This is a genomic window from Microcoleus sp. MOSTC5 (assembly GCF_036701825.1).
Taxonomy (GTDB): Bacteria; Cyanobacteriota; Cyanobacteriia; order Cyanobacteriales; family Microcoleaceae; genus Microcoleus; species Microcoleus asticus.
In genome coordinates this window covers 70348-92227 of the sequence record NZ_JAUBRK010000023.1, presented here as the reverse complement: position 1 = coordinate 92227, position 21880 = coordinate 70348, and the positions used below count along the sequence as shown (strand labels likewise).

The following is a 21880-nucleotide window of genomic DNA, read 5'->3' as shown; positions in this document are numbered from 1 at the left end:
GAAGTAGTCTCAAGACTTACGCAGAAAATCTATTTGTAGGGTGGGCATTTCCCACCTTACTACTTAAAAATAAGGAGGTTGCAATGAATCCGTGGGAAATTTTAGGAAATGTTGGTGATTTACATCAGATATGTACAGAGAATGACTTTGCAAAAAAAAACCAAGCGGGTGCAGTTGTAGGAGGAGGTGCAGCACTTGCGGCTGGTGTAACTTTTTTGGGTGCGGCTGCTCTAGGGCCTGTGGCTATTCCTTTCATCATGGTTGGCGGTGCAATGGCTGGTGCCACAGCAGAATCTACAGTTAAGAATTTAGGCAAAGGCGTAGCAATGGCTGGTGCCACAGCAGAATCTACAGTTAAGAATTTAGGCAAAGGCGTATCTAAGGGAATTACAGGATTTTTTGATTTCTTCAAAAGCGATGAAGACTTTTTTAAGCGAGGAATAGAAAAGCTTGAAAGTGGAGAGTACGGGGCCGCTCTTGAAGATTTCACGAAAGCGATCGAACTCAATTCTCAAAATGTTTATGCCTACTTTGTGCGCGGCTGTATTCTCGATGAACAGCACAATTATGCAGGAGCAATTTCAGATTATACTAAAACTATCCAGCTCGATCCTAGCTATGTAGATGCTTACCGTAATCGAGGTAACATTTACGTCGCTAAGAATGATTATAGCAAGGCAATTGCCGACTACACCCAAGTCATCAAACTCGCTCCCGGCAATGCGGATATCTACTTAATACGAGGAAGTGCCTACAGCGAACTAAAAAATTACAAAGAAGCCATTGCTGACTTCACTCAAGTTATCACTATCGATCCTAGTAATGTGAATGCCTACTACTGTCGTGGTTTAGCATATACTGAACTAGAGGATTATGAGAGTGCTATTGCTGATTATACTCAAGTTATCAAACTTGACCCTAACTGTGTCGATGCCTACTTCACGCGGGGCTGTTTACTTGTTGAGCTAGAACATTACAAAAAAGCCATTGCTGACTTCACTCAAGTTATCAAAACTAAACCTAATGATGTTAACCTGTATTTTCAGCGGGGTTATGCTCGCGCCAAAGTAAAGAATTATAAAGGAGCTATTGCCGATTTCACTCTGGTTATAAAGCTTAGCCCTAATGAAGCAGTTAATTATTTGTATCGCGGTCATGCACGCGTAGCAAACAAGGATTATGATGGTGCAATAGCTGACTACAATCAAGTCATCAAGATAGAACCAAACTGTACAGATGCTTATTTTCATCGGGGATGCGTCCGCCATGAAAAGGGAGACAAGCGGGGAGCTATTGCCGACTACAATCAGGTCATCAAAATAGAGCCAGACAATGCTTATGCCTACGTTAAAAGGGGTTCTATACGCAGAGAAAAGGCAAAAAGAGAGGAAGCGGTAGCAGATTTTCAGAAAGCTATCAGCCTCTTTCGCAAAGAATCCAGGATGGATGAAGTCCGAAATCTTCAAAAAGAAGTCAGGCAACTTCAGAATGAAATTCAGAATACTCCTTGGTGGCAGACTCGGGTGTTTTAGGATTCTGTTTTTTAGAAATATCGCATTTTACCAGGGAAATAGAAATGGTAGCTAAAAAAGTTCCTGTAGAAATTTTTAATCCCGGCTCCGTGGCTGAGTGCTTACGCGATGTTGTTGAAGCTTACACCGAATACAAAATAGTTGCAGAGCAAGAGCGGACTAAACGGCGTGGTATAGAAGCTTGGGAAAAAGCAACGATTGCTGAAATTCAAGCAAAACGCGATGCTTTTATCGAGTATCTTGAATGCTCGTTTGATGAGCGTGCTAAGAACTTTTACTTTCTGTTTGAAAAGGTCGATGAGGCAATAGCAATCGGTGATAATAACCAGTTAGCTTTAGCCATGACTTCAATTACCGAAATAGCTAAGTCTAGTCCGTTCAAAGACCTTGCTAATTTGACATCTGTCAGAACAGCCCTTGACGATCCAGATTATGAATGGGAGTTTTAAGCCAATCAATGTAAGCTATAGCCCTTAATTCCCCCTCAAAAATAGAAGAGCGATCGCCCCTTTATATCTAATCCCAAATCCGGCTTAAATACCCCCTCAATCTCTTAGTCCGCGAAGGCGGACTTCGTTTGTATAGAAGCGATTTCAATCGCCGATTGAAATCGCCTATTTTTAAATCGCCGATCGCCCGATTGTCAATTCTTCAACTTCAGCAGCGGTTCAATCTGCTGCCTTTGAAACTGCAATTCATCCGCCAAAGGCTGATAAATTTCTCGATCGCCCGATTCATTGCAATAATCCCAAAGACCATTGTAACAGTGCCTGTCGTCATCCCAACCCGGATGGTTGACAATCGGATACAAGCAGATTCCGTCTATTGGAACTCCTGCTTTCATCGCGGCCGCTACCTCAGTGCACACATAATTAAACCAGACAGGTCTAAAATCGTCTTCAGTACCTGTTTCTGCTACGAATAAGGGGCGGCGGTAGCGCTCGAACACTTCTTGCAGCAGTTCGCGAAACGGGCGGTACAGCGGATCGGTGTATTTCATCGGGTCTTCATTGTGAATCCACTGATTGCGATCGTAATAATTCACCCCAATAATATCGAGATATTTTTCCTTGCCGCCGAGTTCCGGGCGAAAGCGTCCCGCCAACATATCCCAAGCTTGATATTGAGATAAGCGATAACCTTCCGCCGCGTCCCGATCCTCCGGTTTGTCAGGGTCAGCAATAATGTTAATTGTGGGGTCGATTTGAACGATGCGGGTGCGGGGATTGACTTCCCAAACTGATTCTATCGCTGCGATCGCTGCTTTAATCAACTGGATTTTGAGCTCGTCTCCTCTTCCTTTGGCAAAAGGATTGATATAAGCAACTTCGCCGCCTGCCCAAGCAATAAATGAAATTTCATTGACAGGTGTCACGAAAGGTGTTTGGTTTGTTTCCTCAGTTAGCACTTCCATAAAAGCGCGCACCATCTGAGCAAATCTAGACACGAATTCGGGACTGAAAATATCAATATCGTCAGGCCAGCCGTAGTGAAACAAATCCCAAATTACCTGCATTTTCATGTCGCGGGCGGCGCGGATGATTGGCAGGGAACTGGAAAAATCGTATTTTCCGGGTGTTTGTTCGATTAAGTGCCAGCGGAGGCCTTCGCGGACTGTGTAAATGCCTTGATCCTGCAAGCGCTGGTAGTCGGCTGCTGCAAATTTATCGTGACCGGTGGCGGCTGTGACATCGAGGCGTTTTCCAGATTGCACTCTGTGGGTGGAACATTCAAATCCGCCCATGAAAAAACTTTGAAACATCAATCGAATGGGTAATGGGGCATTCAGGTTTGCAGTCAGGACTAAAGTCCTTAGATTTCAATCATAAAAAACTAAAGTCCTTACTACAAACGGTATTTTTGTAAGAAGTATATCGATCGGTAAAAGTCAAAATGAAATCAGAAAAAAATCTCAGATTTTTACTTTTTTCTTGACTAATCACCAATTAGCACTGAGTAATAGCTTGTGGCTGTGAACTTTCTTCGGGAATATCCCAGCCGAGAGTTGCCGCCGCGATTACGTCTATGGGAAATTTGGGAGTGCGATCGGCATACAGCAAACCGTTAGCTTCTTGGTAAGTATCGGTCAATTGCGTGTAACAAAATCCGCTGAACATTTCCACTTGGTTTACCACCTTCAGCAGCGCGGTGTAGCGCCTTTGCAGTTCGATCGTGTCCCACGCGCGCACGTAGCCCCAAACTCTGTGAAAATCCGGGTTTTCGCGGCCGGCGCAGGCGATGCCGCCGAATTCTGTCAGCATCACCGGCTGTCCTTGGTGCGGGTGCCCGTCCAGGGTGAGGATACGCCCTCCCGGACGCCCGCGATCGAACAAATCGGCTAGCTGCACTTCGGGTCCGTAGCGTTTTGCCACAGTTTGCGGGTTGTTGTCGTAGTCGTGAATCGCCAGGATGTCGGTATCGATGCTTTCCCAGCCGTCGTTACCGATGACGGGGCGAGTCGGATCGAGGGTTTTTGTCAAGAAATAAAGGGCTTGCACGTAGTTGCGGTGGGCTGCGGCTTCGACTAAATTCGGAACTCCCCAGGATTCGTTGAACGGCACCCAGACTACGATACAGGGGTGGCTGGCGTCGCGGTCGATGACTTCCGTCCACTCCCGCGTCAGCCGTTGCACGGCTTTGGGAGTGAAACGGTAGGCGCTGGGCATTTCTTCCCAAACTAGGAGCCCGAGCACGTCAGCCCAGTACAAAAATCGCGGGTCTTCGATTTTTTGGTGCTTGCGGACGCCGTTGAAACCCATTGCTTTAACTAATTCGACATCGTGACGCAAAGCTTCGTCGGAGGGGGCAGTCATCATGGTGTCGGGCCAGTAACCTTGGTCGAGCACCAGCCTCAGGTAGTAGGGGCGGCCGTTGAGCATGAAGCGATCGCGCTGAATGCTGACCGTCCGCATGGCGGTATAAGATTTAACCTCGTCGAGCAATTTGCCGTCCGCCCACAACTGCACTTGAGCGTTAATTAGCGTCGGCTTTTCGGGACTCCACAGCAGTTCGTTGCGGTAGTCGTCGATACCAGGGTCGGAGAGGGCGATGCGGCGGTGGATTTCGCCGTTAATGACTTCGTAGGTATCGTTGACCAGCAGCATACAGCCGATCGACAGTTTAACTTTAATCTGGATTCCAGACTGGCGATCGCCGGCGACAAACGCTTCAAAACCGATTTCCCAGCGTTCAAACTGAGGAGTCCAGCGGATGCGCTCGATATAAGTGTGAGGCACCAATTCTACCCAGACTGTCTGCCAAATGCCGGTCGTGCGCGGATACCAAATACTGTGGGGCTCTATTTGCCAGTCTTGCTTGCCGCGCGGTTGCTCCAAATCTTGGGGGTCGTCTTGGGCCCAGACTGTCACCCGCTGCGGCCCGTTGAGGTTCAAAACTGCTGTAATGTCTGCCGTGAAAGGAGTGTGTCCGCCTTCGTGTTGGATGACAAACTGACCGTTCACCCAGACGCGCGCGCGGTAGTCTACGGCCCCGAAGTGCAGCAGCACTCTGCTTTCTGTGTGGGGTAAGTCAAATTCGCGTTCGTACCAGCAGTTGGCGTGAAAATTCGTGTCGCCGATGCCGCTTTTTGCCGATTCAGGAGCAAACGGCACTTCTATAGTGTGAGTCCACTCAGAAATATCGATCGGCTGCACGCAGCCTCCCGCGTCGTCGTAAGCAAACTTCCACTGACCGTTAAGACAAATCCAGTTGCTGCGGCGCAATTGGGGGCGCGGATAACCTGTTTTCCGCCCTTGAACAGTTACCTTGCTGTCTATAGTGGAAGACTCTTCAATATCGCAATTTTCTAGCTCTCTACCTAACCAGCTCATCGGCACATCTACCCGAAGTTATATATATAGGTTAGCGACAATTACCCCGACTTTGACAAGTTTTTTGCTGATTAATTGTAAAAGTTTAGCAAATTAAAACAGCCTCATCTAAAGGCTGTCTTGTGCTGAAGGCAGAAGTCATTACTCATGAGTCAAAAGCAAGGAAGAAGCAAGATTTTTCTGATCCCCGACTCGGACAGTCGGACTCTCTGGGCCTCTCCAGTCTGGGCCTCTGGGCCTCTGGGCCTCTCTGAGTCTGACACTCTCCCGAGCTCATAACTCTAGTTTAGCTAGCAAGACTGTGCAAACCTGCTAAAGGTTCAATTTGGTCACTTTTGAGGGGAACTTCATTTTCTACAGGCGGCAAACACTGAAATATTTGTTCTAGTCCCGTGAGTTCAAATAGGATTCTAACTTGTTCACTCATGGCAGATATCAAAAGTATACAGGCGCTGTCTCTAACTAATTTTACGATCGCCACTACAGCCATTAACTCCGAATTCTTCAAGAAATTAATTTTTGAGAAATCGAGCATCAGAATTTTGCCACCACTTTCAATTAAGCGCTCTATTTCTTTATGGAAATGCGGAAATTGAGAAGTTTGCAAAATCTCATGAGACAAAACTATTTTAATTATAACTCTCATTTTCACCTCAACACTTGTTTGAATTGTTAAATAATTTTTGATCCAAACCGAGTAGGGTGATCCGTGCATACCTTACGTTTTTAGCGATCGCCGTAGGGTGCGCACGGATCACCAGACATCTTGACCCTTACAAACTCACAGATTCCAGCTACTTGCTACCAGATTTGCCGCCGTTGCCGTTGCCGTTGCCGTTGCCGTTGACAGCAGCGACTTCTAGAGAAGCTGCGGCTGGGCGATCGACAACTCCATTCGAGGAGCTTACATTAGAGGCAGAACCGTTAACATTCGCCGCCAATTCAATCACCGGCTTGGTAGTAATTTGATTGTAAGTTGTCAAAGCTTGAGCGACCACTTGATCCATGTTGTAATACCTGTAAGTCGCCAGCCTTCCCACAAAAGAAACTCCCGGAGTTGCATCAGCCAAAGCCTTATATTTCTTGTAAATTTCGGCATTTTCGGGACGCGGAACCGGGTAGTAAGGGTCTCCCTCAGCTTGGGGATATTCGTATACAATGCTAGTTTTTAGATGCTCTTGTCCGGTGAGGTATTTAAACTCCGTGCAGCGAGTATATAAATGCTCGTTGGGGTAATTTACCACCGGTGCTGCTTGGTGTACGGGTACGTTTAGCGTTTCGTGCTTGAATTCCAAGGAACGGTAAGGAAGTTTGCCGTAGCAATAATTGAAATAAGAATCAACAGGCCCGGTGTAAATCATTTCTCCGTAAGGGATAAAACCCTCAATCTCCCGGTAGTCGGTATTCAGCATCACCTTGATGTTTGGGTGAGAAAGCATCTTTTCAAACATCCGAGTGTAGCCGTGCAGGGGCATTGCTTGATAGGTATCGGTGAAATAGCGATCGTCCCGGTTAATGCGAGTGGGAACGCGCGCAATCACTGAGTTGTCGAGTTCCGAGGGGTCCATTCCCCACTGTTTCCGGGTGTAGTTGCGGAAGAATTTCTCGTAAAGTTCGCGGCCGACTTTGCTCACAACTACATCTTCGGAAGTGCGAATGTAATCCTTTGGTTCTGCTACTTTCGCGAAGAAATCTTCTACTTCAAATGAGGTGAGATTCAGTCCGTAAAGTTGGTTTACGGTGTTGAGATTGATGGGAATTGGCAGCAATTGACCGTCAACGCTGGCGAGGACGCGGTGTTCGTAGGGCCGCCACTCGGTGAACCGCGAAAGGTACTCGAAAACTGGGCGCGAATTGGTATGAAAAATGTGGGGGCCGTATTTGTGTACCAGGATGCCGTGATTGTCGTAGTGATCGTATGCGTTGCCGCCGATGTGGTTGCGGGTATCAATTATCAAGACTGTTTTTCCGGCCTCATTTGCTAGTCTTTCGGCAATGACGCTACCTGCAAATCCTGCACCGACAATTAAATAGTCAAACATTAAAACACCTCTGATTTTTGGTAAGGGTAATTGGTAATTGGTAATCAACAAGCGAGCATAGTTGAGTGTTGAGTTTTGAATTCATAAATTGGTAACTCTTTAACTTATAACCTCAACATTCCTAACTTAAAACTTTCATCCTGCCTTCTGCTTTGGGCCTTTTCTCGTCGATCGCACTTTCGATCAACCCCAGCATTTCGCTCCAGGTATTGTCCCAAGAATTGTCTGCTAAAAAAGCGTCAACTTCGCTCAGCCATTTGGTGCGAACGTCCGAACTTGTGCTGAAGATTTCTTCAGCACAAGCAACGAATTCTTCAGAATTGCTAGCAATCCGAACCAAGCCGTTTTCTCCGTAGGGTCGCACCACGTCGCGGATAGGAGTAGAAATCACAGGTTTGCCGGCAGCGAGGTATTCTGGAGTTTTCGTCGGACTAATAAACTTAGTCGATTCGTTAATCGCAAAAGGCAGCATGGCTATATCCCATCCGCCAAGATACGCTGGCAGTTCTTGATAAGATTTGCCACCGAGATAGTGGATATTTGAGTGAGTTGGCAGAGTTGCCGGATCGATTTTCGCCACCGGGCCAATGATGACTAAATGCCAGTCCGGCCTTGCTTGGGCAATGCCCGCCAGCAGTTCGATATCCATGCGTTCGTCTATGACGCCATAAAATCCCAAACGCGGGTGAGGAATGTCTTTTTGATCCGCTGGTTCTTCTGAAAGATTCCTGGCTGTCGCAAAGTGTTCTTTTTCGATGCTGCTGGGGAAGGCGTGAATGTTTGGGTGCTGGTGCTGTTTGGCTTCGTAAAGGTTGTGTCCCCCGGTAAATACTACGCTGGCGCGCTTTAATAATTGGTTTTCATTGGCTTTTAAATCCGGGTGCGCGCCTTGGAATGCTGAGAGTTCATCCATGCAGTCGTAAACTACAGCTAGCGGCTTTAAGTGGCTTGTGAAACTGACAGCCATTGGTGTGTAATACCAAAGGATGTACTGGCTAATTTCTGCTGCTTTAAACAAATCATCTAGCATGGCTTGCTGAGCAGTTTGTGCTGTTGCTTCGCTGGTTCCTTCACTCAGGTGCGGTACTATTACCCAGACTCCGCTTTCGTGGATGCTGACATCAAGCCACCAATCTGTAGCCTCGCTAAAAACCGGTTCTTCTACAAAGAATACGCGACGAGTTTTCGCACAGCGACCCAAGAGATGTTGCGGACGCTGATAGACAAAATTCCACCGCAAATGAGACAGGCAAACTAAATCCGGTGCATCTAAAGAATCAGCTTTTAATAATTTAGCGCGCAATGCCGGCGAGGGAGCGAATTGAGAAGGCGATTTGGCAGGATCTATAGAGGTAAATCGGATCTCCCATGCTCGACCTTTATTGCGGCTATAATTATTGTTTACTGAGTTTGGGGGGGGCGACATAATTAGCCTCTGGAATTTGTCAATGAAAATTTGTCAATGAAAATTTGTCAATAGAATCTGTTTCTCAGGAGTGTCTTACTAAAAGTCGCAAGAAGCATCAATCTGAGAACTTTTATTGACGAGCAAGCGCCGCATTCATGGAACCAAACAAAGAAACTGTTTAGCTGCGGAGAAACACGCTTATCTGCTTTTTTCAGAATTGAAACGGGGAGATAAGTTAATATTGTTATACTTGCTATTGTTGTTAACTATAACCCAGTTTTTCTGCCATAACTTCTATCTGAAGGATGACTTCTATCTCAGGATGCGCTTAGCTTACACGCTGGGTTCAAAAGCGGTTAAAATGCCGATCGACCTTGTAAAATCACCCTTAACTGGCAGCTACGGGGTGAAAAAAGAGCGAGTTTTATTGCTTTATTTGGAGAGGATAGAAAATTTCCCATCAAGTTTATGTTGCTTTTTAATTTAACAAACCTAGCCTTTTTTAAACTCATCCGATCGCTCGCAGGAAAAATTTGTATCCTAATATACAAAGCTGCACAGAGATTTCAGACTTCCGATAGATTAACAATTGACAGTTTATGCAGTGGGGTAAAACTCACCGAAGAGCACCTGTCTCAACAATAGCAAAGAAACCAGGCAACGGCAACAATAAACCTAAGATTTTGCACGAGTCAGGGCAAGAAACCAATGTGATGACATTTGCGCTGTGAACCTCAGTTTAACGTCGCGTCCACAGCACAAATATCAATCATCCCTCTAAGGGCGGGTTCGCCGATATCTGCGATCGAACGCAAAATATCCACGTAAACCCGCGATAAAAAATAGCAGCAACTTTACAGTCGGCTGCTGTCAATTTTGGCGATTCCCCCTCCAAAGGCAAAATCTTGCACACTCGAACTCTTTAAGAAATCGTGGGGAAAACCCAATTCAATTGCACTTACTTTGTCTAACTGCTGCATTTGTTCCGGGGTTAATTCAAACTCCAAACAAGCGAGATTTTCCTGAAGTTGCGAGAGTTTGCGCGAACCCACAATTGGAATAACTTTGACGGGCTGTTGTCGCAGCCAATTTAGGGCTACTTGAGAAGCAGGCTTGCCAATTTCGGCTGCTATTTTGGTAACTTCGTCAGCAATTTTGAGGTCTCGTTCGTTAATTTTTCCAGAGTCCGGTGAATTAAGCCGTTTAGTTTCGGTGGCTGTTTCTGAAGTGTTGTATTTTCCTGTCAGCAAACCGCCTGCTAGGGGGCTCCAAGCTGTGACGCCAATATCAAAGGCTTTTGCCATAGGGATCAAGTCCCGTTCGGGAGTTCGCTCTTTTAAAGAATACTCGATTTGCAAGCCGATAAATGGTGTCCAACCGCGCAGGTTGGCGATCGTATTTGCTTGAGAAATAATCCAAGCCGGCGTATCGGAAATGCCGATATAAAGAACTTTGCCGGCGCGCACCAAATCGTCAAAAGCGCGCATCACTTCTTCCACTGGTGTCGTAAAATCCCAAGCGTGCAGCCACAGCAAATCTATGTATTCAACTTGCAATCGCTTCAAACTTGCTTCTACTGCTTGCACCATATTTTTGCGGTGGTTGCCGAAACCGTTGATTTCGCCATTCTTCATGTTGAGGCTATACTTAGTGGCAACTACCCATTTTTCGCGATCGGCTGCTATGAACTCACCGACATATTTTTCGCTAGTACCGTTGGTGTAGAGATTCGCGGTATCAATGAAATTGCCGCCCGCTTCTGCAAAGGCGTCGAACATTTTACGGCTTTCGTCGTAGGAACCGCCCCAACCCCACTCTTCCCCAAAAGTCATGGTTCCGAGGCAGATTTCCGAAACGCGAAGTCCGCTGTGACCTAGTAGTTTGTATCTCATGTCACCCTTCCGCTAGTTAATGGTTGTTAACAGTTTAGATCGGGATTTCCCAAACTGTTGCCATCAGTCGGGGTGGCGGGCTTTTGCAGTGCGTTAGCGCTATGCAGGATGTTGAATGTTTGGCTAAGCTAATCAAAATATCGTAGCAGGGGCGAGGGTTCCCAGACATCGCCCGTGCGTTTAGTTTAAATAGCGCGCAGGGGCGATCGTCTTAACTAAGGTATTTAGGATTAAATTGCTAATTTAAAATATAGTAATATCCGAAAAATTTTATCTACCTTTAGATAGGTATTTTAGGAAAGGAGTTAAATAAAAAAAGTGCTATTTTAATATTCAGAAAACCAGACAGAACAAGAGAAAAAATTAATGTAGCTAAATTAACTTTTTAGCGTTATAGTGATTTATAGATTACAAAAACTAGGTGACTCACTTGGCTGATATTGTTGATACCGCCGTTTCGGCTGGCTCTTTTACAACCCTAGTTGCTGCTGTCAAAGCTGCTGGTTTAGTAGATACTCTCAAAGGCGCTGGCCCCTTCACAGTTTTTGCGCCTACGGACGAAGCTTTTGCTAAGCTTCCCGAAGGTACTGTAGAAGCACTGCTTAAGGACATTCCTAAGCTCACAAAAATCCTGACTTATCATGTCGTTTCTGGCAAAGTTCTGGCCGCTGATGTGGTCAACCTGAAATCTGCCAAGACAGTTGAAGGTTCAGAAGTAAAAATTGATGCTTCCAATGGCGTCAAAATCAATGATTCTACCGTTACAACAGCCGATGTTGCTGCTGATAATGGTGTCATCCACATTATTGATTCAGTCTTGCTTCCTGCGTAAGCACAAATTTACGTAGCGCAATACTATCTTGAGGGCGGTGGCTGTTGTTAGCCACCCCCCTGTTTTAGTTGATAGTTGAGATTTAAATATTTTACGCAGGTCGATAATTAAATTTATTATATAGCAATCGTCAATGAGTCGTAAATTTTTTACCCCACCCCAACCCTCCCCAAGGCATCGGGGAGGGAGTAAGAAATTCACAAATGATTTAGGATTGCTATAGAGTAGCGGGAATTGGGCGATCGCACTCAGCTTGAGTGTGCCCCAAATTTGTCGCTGCTGGATTTACCGGGAAAACAGGTGGCAGGCTAACTGCGACAGGTACTGGGAACAAAAAAATTATCAAAAAAATAAAAAAGTGCGATCGACAGCGTTAGCAATTGCCGATAATTAGCGGCCCACTTATTTTGCACTCTCGGGCTGATTCCCGGTTGATGCGTAGATACCATGCCACCAAACCCAACATTTTTCCGAGAAACTGGGTTAACGAGGCCTTGTCCTAATTAAGATACAATAAGAACCACAAGGAAAGTGCGATCGACGTTATTTGACATTCAAGCTATGCAATCTACAACAACTCAGTCCGAGACTGAACCGGCGATGGACGCTCCCAAACACGGATTGCCCGTTACAATCATTACAGGATTTCTTGGCATTGGTTAATCCAGTTTACATAGTTTTAGAACGCCTAGCAAATCTCGACTATCTAGTAGTCGAAACAACCTGATTCGCCACAGTCAGTGGCATTACAGACAATTTCACTCACCCAGACTTTGCACTGCCCGTAGAAAGTAAGTATAAAGTAAATTTATGTCTGTTGAAATAGCAAAAATAAACTATTTATTTGAGCTTCCGAATGGGAACATTCGACTCAGTTGATGCAGACAGTTATCGCACAACCTGCACTTACAGCCCAAGCTCGAATTGTAGACCCCCGTTTTGTAGCTAAAAACTTTCCTTGAAAACATGGACTCGACCATTTGCTAGATGCCATGTTACCCGAAAATACGAGCTATAAAATTGAGAAATCAACTTTTGAATCAATAATTTTTTAATACCAAACGGACGTGCTTGTTTGCCACAACAAAATGGGGAATTCTGCACAACGAAAACTTTAGAATAACGGGCGCAGCTTCCCTCCGCGAAGGACACAGCAACTCGGATATAATTATTATTACGCCTTCCCATTGGTCGAAAACCGGATTTATCCGCAGCGGTGCGAATCCCGATCGCACAATTGTCATACCCTGCGGCACCGATCCGAATATTTACAAACCTTTAACAAAATCGGAACGCGAAGCTTTGCGGAAACAGTTAGGATGGGACGGATTTGTATTTTTGAATGTCGGTGCAGGATCTCCCAATAAAGGCATCGATTTATTATTAAAAGCTTTCGCAGTTGTAGTTGAAAGTTATCCCGCAGCCAGATTAGTATTGAAAGGAGAAGAATCAATATATGAGTCGGATTCTCTGATCGCTCAAAACCTAGACGAACTAACCTTTGACGAAGCAGAAAAAGTTTTGCCGCGCATGGCTTACATAGGAGAAACACTGCCTTTTGCAAAAATGGCTCAACTTTATCAAGCAGCCGATGCCTACGTATCTCTTTATTTAGCAGAAGGATTCAATTTGCCAGCACTAGAAGCAATCGCTTGCGGCTTGCCGCTTATCTGCACTAAAGGCGGCCCGACGGATGATTTTACAACTCCAGACTTTGCTTGGCACGTCGAAAGTACGTTTCAAGAAGGTACTTCTAACGATCGCCCGATATTTCGCCTGATGCCAGATTTAGAACATTCGATCGCCTTAATGAAAAATATTATAGAACAGCCGGAGTTGTGCGATCGCTCTCGGGAAGCAGGCCCCAAATTTGTAGCGAGTGGGTTTACCTGGAAACACGTTGCAGACCAACTCCTAGAGGTACTTTTGCCAACAATTCGATCGCCAAATTAAACAGGTGCGATCGCATAGTTGGCAACTTCCGAGAATTAGCGCTGGTAACGCGCTGTTCGGAATTCATATAAGATACAATAAGAACAACAAGTTTAAGTTTCAGACCTTATTTGACATTCAAGCTATGCAATCTACAACTCAGTCCGAAACAGAACTGGCGATGGACGCTCCCAAACACGGCTTACCCGTTACAATCATTACAGGATTTCTCGGCAGCGGCAAAACAACCCTGCTCAACCACATCCTGACCAACCAGCAGGGTTTGAAAACAGCAGTTTTGGTAAATGAATTTGGCGAAATCGGCATCGACAACGAACTGATTGTCACCACCGAGGACAACATGGTTGAGCTGAACAACGGCTGCATCTGCTGCACAATTAATGAAGATTTAGTTAATGCAGTTTACAAAGTTCTGGAACGTCAAGAAAATCTCGATTATCTAGTAGTCGAAACAACCGGACTCGCCGACCCGCTGCCAGTAGCGATGACTTTTTTAGGCACAGAACTGCGCGATCTGACTCGTCTCGATTCGATAGTGACAGTAGTAGACGCAGCCAACTACAGCTTAGATTTGTTCAACTCTCAAGCAGCTTACAGTCAAATAGCTTACGGCGATATAATTATCCTCAACAAAACAGATTTGGTTGAGGAAGCAGATTTAGATTTGTTGGAAGTTAAGATTCGCGATGTCAAAGAAGGTGCTCGAATTCTGCGAACTATAAAATCGCAAGTTCCACTGCCGCTTGTCCTCAGTGTAGGATTGTTTGAATCTGACAAATATTTCCAATCTGAGGAAACTCCTAGCAGTCACGAACATCACGACCACGGCCATCACGATCACAGCCATCACGACCACGAACATCACGACCACGGCCATCACGACCATCACGACCATCACGACCACGGCCATCATGACCATCACGGTCACGACCACTCCAACCATTTAGAAAATGACGGATTTACCTCAATTTCTTTTCAGAGCGACAAGCCCTTTTCTCTGAGAAAATTTCAATATTTCTTAGACCACCAACTGCCAACAAACGTGTTTCGCGCGAAAGGGATTATGTGGTTTGAAGAAAGTCCCAAACGGCATATTTTCCATTTGAGCGGCAAGCGATTTTCGATGGACGATGACGAGTGGAAAGGTGAGCGGAAGAACCAGCTTGTTCTCATCGGTCAGGGTTTGGATACCGAGAATTTGCGATCGCAACTTGAAAACTGTCTTTGTATGCCTTCAACCAGTCGCGGCAAAGGTTTTGGGAAAAACTAAAGGTTGAAAATTAAACAGAACAGACGTGCGCTGGCTAGAAACCCGGTTTTTTCGTCGAGACTTCGCGGTCAAAACCAAGATTTATCCGAGAAACCGGGTTTCTTTCGATCGTTCCTATTCAAAAGGTAAGTTTACCTTTTGATTTTTAGTTTTAAATTTAAGCATTTCTAATTTCCCATGCGAGTCATCATCCAGCGAGTCAAATCATCTCAAGTCGAAATTGACGGTCAAATTGTCGGCAAAATTGGCTGCGGACTTAACTTGCTTGTAGGTATTGCAGATACCGACACCGAAGCAGAACTCGATTGGATGGCTCGCAAATGCCTAGAATTGCGTTTGTTTCCTGACTCGGCTAGGGATACCGGCCGCTGGGACAAGTCGGTACAAGACATCGGCGGTGAGTTGCTGGTTGTCAGTCAATTTACGCTCTACGGCGACTGTCGCAAAGGTCGGCGGCCTTCCTTTGACCGAGCAGCGGCTCCGGAACGAGCCGAAATTTTTTATGAGAAATTTGTAGAAAAGTTGCGCCAGAGCGGCTTAAAAGTCGAAACAGGCTTGTTTGGAGCGATGATGCAAGTCTCGATCAAGAATGACGGGCCGGTGACTTTGGTATTAGAGAGAGAATCGGGGTGAGTTGTTTGACAAGCATCTCTGTGCACCGCACCGCACCCTACTTTTCTTGTCTTCCTTCGTGTCCTTTGCGTCTTCGCGGTTCGTTCAAAAAAGGCCGTTGCGCGTTTTACTAAGAGCAAATTTGCAGATCGACCGGGTTTCCTAATTGCTGTTGCGTAGGTTCAGAAGACATGGGTTTTCGCTACATTTTCTCCCATCCCGATTCCAGAACATCAAACCCTTAAAAAACCAGTTTGTAAATCGTCCACTCAGCGGCCCCGGAACACCGTCAATCTTTGTCGCGATCGCCACACCCGCATAACAGCTCAGAATGCTTGTACAGTAAGGCTTTAATGGCAATAAAACATATCTCCCACAGTCAGCGCTTAGAATCAGATTCAGCAGCCAAAAACTGTTGCATGAGAGAGTGGAACACTGGCATCACTGCGGTTATCTCTACTTCCGTAACATTCAATGTATAGAGAGTTGAATCAGCACAGCAAGCGAAACCGCCAGCAACTGCAGCCTCACTCTCTGACAAATGTCCTCGCACACCCGCTGTGCCCTACCACCCGATAAACGCCATGACTGTCAAAGCTGCCACCAACACCGTCAACTGCAACACCGCTTCTGACCTCAACAGCATTCCGGCCGCCTCCAGCGAACAAACCGCTGAAATCAATACTCTTCCCAGCATCGATATCCTCGCTTTGGCTAACTTCGCCCTCAAAGAATTGCAAGCGGAAATGAAAACTGCCAGCCGCAGCACTCAAGCAGTGGCGATGCGGATTGCTAAGGAAGTCGAACGGATTTGCCAAAAAAGCGATCGCATCCAAATTTCCGGCGAAGTGGAAGCTTGGCAAATCACCTTGGCCGAGCACCGGTTGCAAAAAACCCTGCAATACTACCGCCTCGGTTCCAAACAAGGCCGCGTCGAACTGCACTCTCACCTGGCGGCCATGATTTACCGCCATGTTGCTTCCTTCAGATCGAACTTGAACTTCCAAGCTCGCTACAACATGATTGAAGACTTTTTGCAAGGCTTTTACATCGAATCTCTGCGAGCTTTCCGCCGCGAACACCAACTCGATGCCACCTACCAGCCCCGCACGCAGCTAGAATTGGCAGAGTACATGGCTTTTACCGAGCACTACGCCAAGCGCCAAATCGGTTTGCCCGGCCGCAACCGCCAGCGCCTGATCGTGTTGCGCGCTCAAGGATTTGCCAAGGGCCAACCTCCGGAAACTGCGATCGACATTGAAATGGCTGTAGAGTCGGGCAAGGGAGAAGATGCGGAAATGTACAGCCGCTCTCCGGCGCTGCAACAAGTGCGCGAGCAAATGGTATCGGAAACTGTCGATCCGGCTGATGCTGTGCTGCGCGATCGAGTAGTCTCAGAATTGATTGCCTATCTGGAATCTCAAAATCAACCAGAATGCGTGGACTACCTCACTTTAAAATTGCAAGACCTTTCGGCTTCGGAAATCGATCAAGTTCTCGGTTTGTCTTCCCGCCAGCGCGACTACTTGCAACAGCGCTTTAAGTACCACGTCGAAAAATTTGCCCGCACTCAAAATTGGAAACTCGTGCACGAATGGCTGGGTGCTGATGTCGATCAAAAGCTGGGAATGACTTCTGACAAATGGGAAGCATTTCGCGCTCAACTGTCGCCGGAAATGCAGCAACTGTTAGAAATGAAGCGGAATCAAGAAAGCGACAAGGCGATCTCCACCGCGCTCAAATGCACTCCCAAACAAGTCCAAAAACGCTGGGCGCAACTGTTGGAGCTGGCAAGCCAGACTCGCAACAGCAACCAAGCTTAATTGGTGCTCAAATATGAATGCAACTGTTTTCTTGAGACTGGAAAATGCGATCGGGTGCGGCACCTGCACAGGAATGCCCGCCCCGGCGTCCGCTCTCAAATTAACAAGGGCTGCTACTAATTTATCGCCGCTTTTTGGCAAATTCAATTTATTAAAACAACATTACTTTTTTTAATATTTGTCCTTCCCCGGTGATGCCGGGGAATTTGTTTTTATTAGTCATTAGTCATTAGTCATTAGTTATTAGTCATTGGAAATTGCTTGCTAAACAGGCAGTACCTCGCTCGGTTGAGAAATGCTGTATCCGCTGTCGTCCCGCAATTAAAACTATATAATTTTCCAGCGGGCATAAAAATTTTTCCTTTGAGGTGCGGCTGATGTTTCCAGTGTGGTTGCAGGCAGGATTTTGGGGTTTAGTGGGGGGTTCGGCGCTGCTACTGGGAGCGGCGGTGGGTTACTTTGCGAGCATCCCTCAACGGGCGATCGCGACAATTATGGCTTTTGGCGCTGGTGTGCTGATTTCAGCGCTATCCTTTGAGCTGATGGATGAAGCTTACAAGCGCGGCGGTTTCGACTCGACGGCGATCGGCTTTTTGGGGGGCGCTGCTGTCTACACAGCCGCCAATTGGTTTTTGAATAAACAGGGAGCAAAACACCGCAAGCGATCGGGCAGTTTGCACCCAGCTAAAACAGAGTCAGGCGATGGCGGATTACCCATCGCCCTCGGCGCGCTGTTAGACGGGATACCGGAGTCGATCGTCATTGGCGTCAGCATGATTTCTGGAGGCGCTGTCAGTTGGGTGACAGTAGCGGCAATTTTCCTCTCCAACATTCCCGAAGGACTCTCCAGCGCCGCCGGCATGAAAAAAGCAGGGAGATCGATCGGTTACGTTTTTGGAGTTTGGGGCGCGATCGCAGTTATTTCCGGTATCGCAGCATTGTTAGGATATGCGGTTTTCAGCCACTTTTCTGCGGAAGTAATAGCCGCAACTACCGCCGTAGCAGCAGGGGGTATTTTAGCAATGATCTCAGATACTATGATTCCCGAAGCATTTGAGGAAACTCACGATTTTGCGGGACTAATTACTGTCTGCGGATTTTTAGCTGCTTTTGTACTCAGCAAGTTAGGGGAAAGATAATTGGGAATTAGCCATCAGTCATCACTAATGTATAATTGCGAATTGCTGAGAGTTATAGTGTTTTTGATATTGACACAGACGAATTTGATATGTTGCCAAGCTGTATCTGGCAACAAAAAAGCTTATAATCAACATCAGCGATCGCAGCCTGTCAAGAGGTGTTGGAAAATTTATGTGTGTCAACTTAGGGCGTATCCTGCACGAAAGCTACGAAATTCTCGCTTTGTTGGGACAGGGAGGCTTTGCTAGAACCTACACGGCTGTACAAATAAACCAACGTAATAATCCTCTGTGCGTTGTTAAGGAAATTCCTTTTCCCCCATCGAACGATCCGCGCGTCTTGGAGAGGGCAAGGGAGCGATTTGAAAGGGAAGCTAGCGCTTTGCGCCGTCTGGGGAGAAACTCGCGCATTCCCGAATTATTCGCTCGCTTTGAAAACAACGACCATTTTTATTTAGTGCAAGAATACGTTCAAGGACATCCGCTCAGTCAAGAACTTGCTCCGGGCGATCGGTGGAATGAGCAACAAACTGTTGCTTTGTTGCGGGAAGTTCTGGAAATATTACAATCTGTCCACCAAGAAAATATTATTCACCGCGATATTACACCTTCTAACTTAATTCGGCGCGAAACAGATAAAAAAATTGTTTTAATTGATTTTGGGGCGGTCAAAGAAATCGGCACTTTTATCTCTAACTCTACAGGTGAAATATTCACATCGCAGGCGATCGGCACCAGCGGTTATATGCCAGCCGAACAATACAATCCGCGGTCTACCCCGCAACCCTACAATGATATTTATGCAGTAGGAATCATCGCGATTCAAGCCCTCACCGGGCAGCTTCCCACCCATCTGCCACAAGACCCCGAAACTTGCGAAATAATCTGGGATTACTCGACGCCCGATCGCCCTCCGGTACAAGTTAGCGATGGTCTAAGAAATATTTTAAACACAATGGTACCTTTCCACTTTCAGCAGCGCTACCAATCTGCTACTGAGGTGTTGGAAGCCTTGGATTCGCTGCAATTCCCGCAGTCGATCGCATTGCCACAGTCGATCGCATTGCCACAGCCGATCGCATTGCCACCGCCACCGCCACCACACTTTCGCTGGTTGTTGTTCCCAGTTGCGGGACTGGGCGCTGCATTGGCGATCGCATTTTTAATCCCCAGAATTTCCCCGCTAATCCCCAGCATTTTTCCGCAACCAACGCTGCCTACACCCTCCGCAGATGGTATAAGTTCTGGCGAAAAACTCCTCGTTCAAACCTCGCCTCTTTGGTCAAAACAAAGGGGAATTAGTGAGTTGGCAGACTCAAATTATCCTGATGCTTTGAAATTGCTCAAACAGTCCTGGCGAGAAGACCGCAGAGATCCAGAAACTTTAATTTATATCAACAATGCCCTGCTGAAGGCAATAAATGCAGAATATTACACGATCGCGATCGTTGTTCCCATCCTCAGAAATCCCGACGGTAGCATCGCTAACGCAAATTTAGCAGAAGAACTGCTGCGCGGCATTGCTCAAGCTCAAACCGAAGTTAATTTAGGCCTGATCGCTGCAAACGATCGCAACCAAGACTTTCCCGGTCAAGAATTTCTCAAACCGAAACCGATTAACGGTAAAGGTCTCAGAGTGATTGTCGCTGATGAGGCAAATATCAAGTCAGAGGCAATTAAAAGGGTAAATTCCTTAGTCGCTCAACCAGATATTTTAGCAGTCATCGGACACTATGCCAGCGAGATGACTGTGGCAACAGTAGATATTTACGATCGCCATAAATTAGTCGCTCTTTCTCCGGGAAGTACCACCGAAGAACTGACGCGAAAACCTCGAAAATTTTTCTTTCGGACTGCTCCGACAACTAGCATCGAAGCTGAAGCTTTAGTAAATCAACTGCTCTCGGTCGGTGAGAAAAAAGTGGCAGTATTTTACAATCCCAACAGTGCGTTCAGCGCTTCTTTGTGGGAAGAATTCAAAAAGCAATTTGAAGCCAAAGGAGGAACGACTATCAGGAACAGAGAGTTTTACGACTTATCTAAAAAAAATTTTAACGCCGAAGCAGCAATAAAAGAAGTTGAGAAAGTCGGAAAAACAGCCTTACTTGTCATTCCCGACGCTCAAGTCACAAATGCCCAGCAAAATGCGATCGAAATGATTAAAGCTAACCAGGATCGCCATTGGATTGTCGGGCCTTGGGGACTCTACGATTGGAAAACTTTAGAAGTTGCAAAACAGCTAAAGTCTGTCGAAAAACTAGCTATATCTGTGTTCTGGCATCCTATAACCAGTTTTGACAAAAAATTTGCTCAAAATACTGAAAAGTTGTGGGGAGGCCCGGTGAATACTCGATCGGCCTTAACCTACGATGCGGCCCGGACGCTGATCAAAGCCATAGAAATGCAGCCAGAACCCAGCCGCGAAGGAATGCAAAAAACCTTGGCCGATCCAAATTTTAAAGTCGAGGGAGCCACGGGTATAATTGAGTTTGACTCGAACACCGGCAATCGCAAAAATCCTCCTAAAGGATTATTGGCGCATATTGTACCGTGTTCTAGAGAACAATTGGGTCTTACCTTTGTGCCTATCGAATTTCCCACAGGAGCAGCAGCCGGTTTAAAATGCGATTGAATTAATATCTTGTGCCATTCTTAACAAACCTGTAGGGGCGGGTTTTACCGATCGTAATTGCCTAAAATCAATAATCTCATAAACCCGCCCCCGCACCACGGTAAATCGCTATTGTAACTATCGCGATCGGTGCAACATATAAATTTATTCGATATATTAAACAAAGCTAGTTTTTTTTATAATAACGCTTATGACTGTCAATCTCGCTCCCTTCCCCGGTTCTAGTCTCAAACCTGAAGCCCAAAATATCTCAGCACTCAAACAAGTCTTGCAGACAATTGATGCCGATAGCTGTCCCGGTTCCTATAACTTCCACCTGCACACAATTAACTCTGACGGGCGATCGCAGTCAGAAAAAGTGATGGAACAAGCGATCGCGATCGGTCTCAAAGGCTTAGCTATCACCGATCACCACAGCACCAAAGGCTACGCTCAAGCTCAAATTTGGTTGGATAATTGGAAATTAAACCATTCCAAGAACAACATCGCAGCACCAACTCTATGGACGGGTGCTGAAATTAATGCCGAATTGCTCAACAACGACGTACACATTCTCGCTTACGCCTTCGATCCGCAACATCCCAGTCTCCAACCTTACTTGCGAGGTAAAGGTACTGAAGGCAGCGCTAATTATCCAGCAGCCAGGGTAATTGAAGCTATTCAAGAAGCAGGAGGTTTAGCAGTTCTAGCACATCCTTGCCGTTATCGTTCTACCGCAGATAAATTAATCCCAGAAGCCGCTCGTTTAGGAATTGACGGCGTAGAAACCTACTATGCCTACGGTAATCCAAATCCTTGGAAACCGAGTCCCAAACAAACAGGTTTAGTCAAAGATTTAGCAGAAACTCACGGCTTGCTGGGAACTTGCGGAACCGACTCTCACGGCCTGAGTCTTCTAGTCCGAATCTAGAGAGT

At 46.3% G+C, this 21880-nt stretch carries 17 protein-coding genes; 11 read left to right on the top strand and 6 right to left on the bottom strand.

Features of this window, described 5'->3' with window-relative positions; all coding sequences use genetic code 11:
- The first annotated feature begins 83 nt into the window (after positions 1 to 83).
- Complete coding sequence (locus tag QUA54_RS14950) at positions 84 to 1532, top strand: tetratricopeptide repeat protein (protein ID WP_333415239.1); 1449 nt, start codon at positions 84 to 86, stop codon at positions 1530 to 1532.
- Between the two features lie 44 nt (positions 1533 to 1576).
- Entirely contained in the window at positions 1577 to 1981 is a 405-nt protein-coding gene (locus tag QUA54_RS14945) for a hypothetical protein (protein ID WP_333415238.1), read from the top strand.
- 194 nt (positions 1982 to 2175) lie between these two features.
- Here the strand turns inward: QUA54_RS14945 and QUA54_RS14940 are convergent, their stop codons facing one another.
- The 6 genes from QUA54_RS14940 to QUA54_RS14915 all read right to left on the bottom strand — a co-directional run bounded on the left by QUA54_RS14940 (position 2176) and on the right by QUA54_RS14915 (position 10704).
- Positions 2176 to 3294, bottom strand: a complete 1119-nt coding sequence (locus QUA54_RS14940) for a beta-glucosidase (protein ID WP_333415237.1) — start codon at positions 3292 to 3294, stop codon at positions 2176 to 2178.
- A gap of 184 nt (positions 3295 to 3478) precedes the next feature.
- A complete protein-coding gene (locus QUA54_RS14935) occupies positions 3479 to 5362 on the bottom strand; it encodes a glycoside hydrolase family 2 TIM barrel-domain containing protein (RefSeq protein ID WP_333415236.1) in 1884 nt (627 codons plus the stop codon).
- A gap of 286 nt (positions 5363 to 5648) precedes the next feature.
- Entirely contained in the window at positions 5649 to 6008 is a 360-nt protein-coding gene (locus QUA54_RS14930; protein ID WP_333415235.1) for an STAS domain-containing protein, read from the bottom strand.
- 148 nt (positions 6009 to 6156) lie between these two features.
- On the bottom strand, positions 6157 to 7404 hold the full coding sequence (glf, locus tag QUA54_RS14925) for a UDP-galactopyranose mutase (protein WP_333415234.1): 1248 nt from the start codon (positions 7402 to 7404) through the stop codon (positions 6157 to 6159).
- 121 nt (positions 7405 to 7525) lie between these two features.
- Positions 7526 to 8830 (bottom strand): glycosyltransferase family 1 protein, encoded by a 1305-nt coding sequence (locus QUA54_RS14920; RefSeq protein ID WP_333415233.1) that lies wholly within the window; start codon positions 8828 to 8830, stop codon positions 7526 to 7528.
- Between the two features lie 836 nt (positions 8831 to 9666).
- Entirely contained in the window at positions 9667 to 10704 is a 1038-nt protein-coding gene (locus QUA54_RS14915; protein WP_333415232.1) for an aldo/keto reductase, read from the bottom strand.
- Positions 10705 to 11134: 430 nt separating this feature from the next.
- Here QUA54_RS14915 and QUA54_RS14910 point away from each other — a divergent pair, with 430 nt between their 5' ends.
- From QUA54_RS14910 to QUA54_RS14870, 9 genes are all read left to right on the top strand, one after another.
- On the top strand, positions 11135 to 11536 hold the full coding sequence (locus QUA54_RS14910; protein WP_333185817.1) for a fasciclin domain-containing protein: 402 nt from the start codon (positions 11135 to 11137) through the stop codon (positions 11534 to 11536).
- A 1071-nt stretch (positions 11537 to 12607) separates the two neighbouring features.
- Positions 12608 to 13489, top strand: coding sequence for a glycosyltransferase (locus QUA54_RS14905; RefSeq protein ID WP_333415231.1), 882 nt, complete (start codon positions 12608 to 12610; stop codon positions 13487 to 13489).
- A 124-nt stretch (positions 13490 to 13613) separates the two neighbouring features.
- Entirely contained in the window at positions 13614 to 14759 is a 1146-nt protein-coding gene (locus QUA54_RS14900) for a GTP-binding protein (protein WP_333415230.1), read from the top strand.
- A gap of 177 nt (positions 14760 to 14936) precedes the next feature.
- Complete coding sequence (dtd, locus tag QUA54_RS14895) at positions 14937 to 15392, top strand: D-aminoacyl-tRNA deacylase (RefSeq protein ID WP_333415229.1); 456 nt, start codon at positions 14937 to 14939, stop codon at positions 15390 to 15392.
- 563 nt (positions 15393 to 15955) lie between these two features.
- Complete coding sequence (locus QUA54_RS14890) at positions 15956 to 17194, top strand: HetZ-related protein (protein WP_333415228.1); 1239 nt, start codon at positions 15956 to 15958, stop codon at positions 17192 to 17194.
- A gap of 13 nt (positions 17195 to 17207) precedes the next feature.
- Entirely contained in the window at positions 17208 to 17369 is a 162-nt protein-coding gene (locus tag QUA54_RS14885) for a hypothetical protein (RefSeq protein ID WP_333415227.1), read from the top strand.
- 202 nt (positions 17370 to 17571) lie between these two features.
- A complete protein-coding gene (locus QUA54_RS14880) occupies positions 17572 to 18333 on the top strand; it encodes a ZIP family zinc transporter (protein ID WP_333415226.1) in 762 nt (253 codons plus the stop codon).
- A gap of 172 nt (positions 18334 to 18505) precedes the next feature.
- Positions 18506 to 20965: a bifunctional serine/threonine-protein kinase/ABC transporter substrate-binding protein gene (locus QUA54_RS14875; protein WP_333415225.1), complete on the top strand. Its 2460-nt coding sequence runs from the start codon at positions 18506 to 18508 to the stop codon at positions 20963 to 20965.
- A 190-nt stretch (positions 20966 to 21155) separates the two neighbouring features.
- Positions 21156 to 21875, top strand: a complete 720-nt coding sequence (locus QUA54_RS14870; protein WP_333415224.1) for a PHP domain-containing protein — start codon at positions 21156 to 21158, stop codon at positions 21873 to 21875.
- Positions 21876 to 21880: the final 5 nt, after the last annotated feature.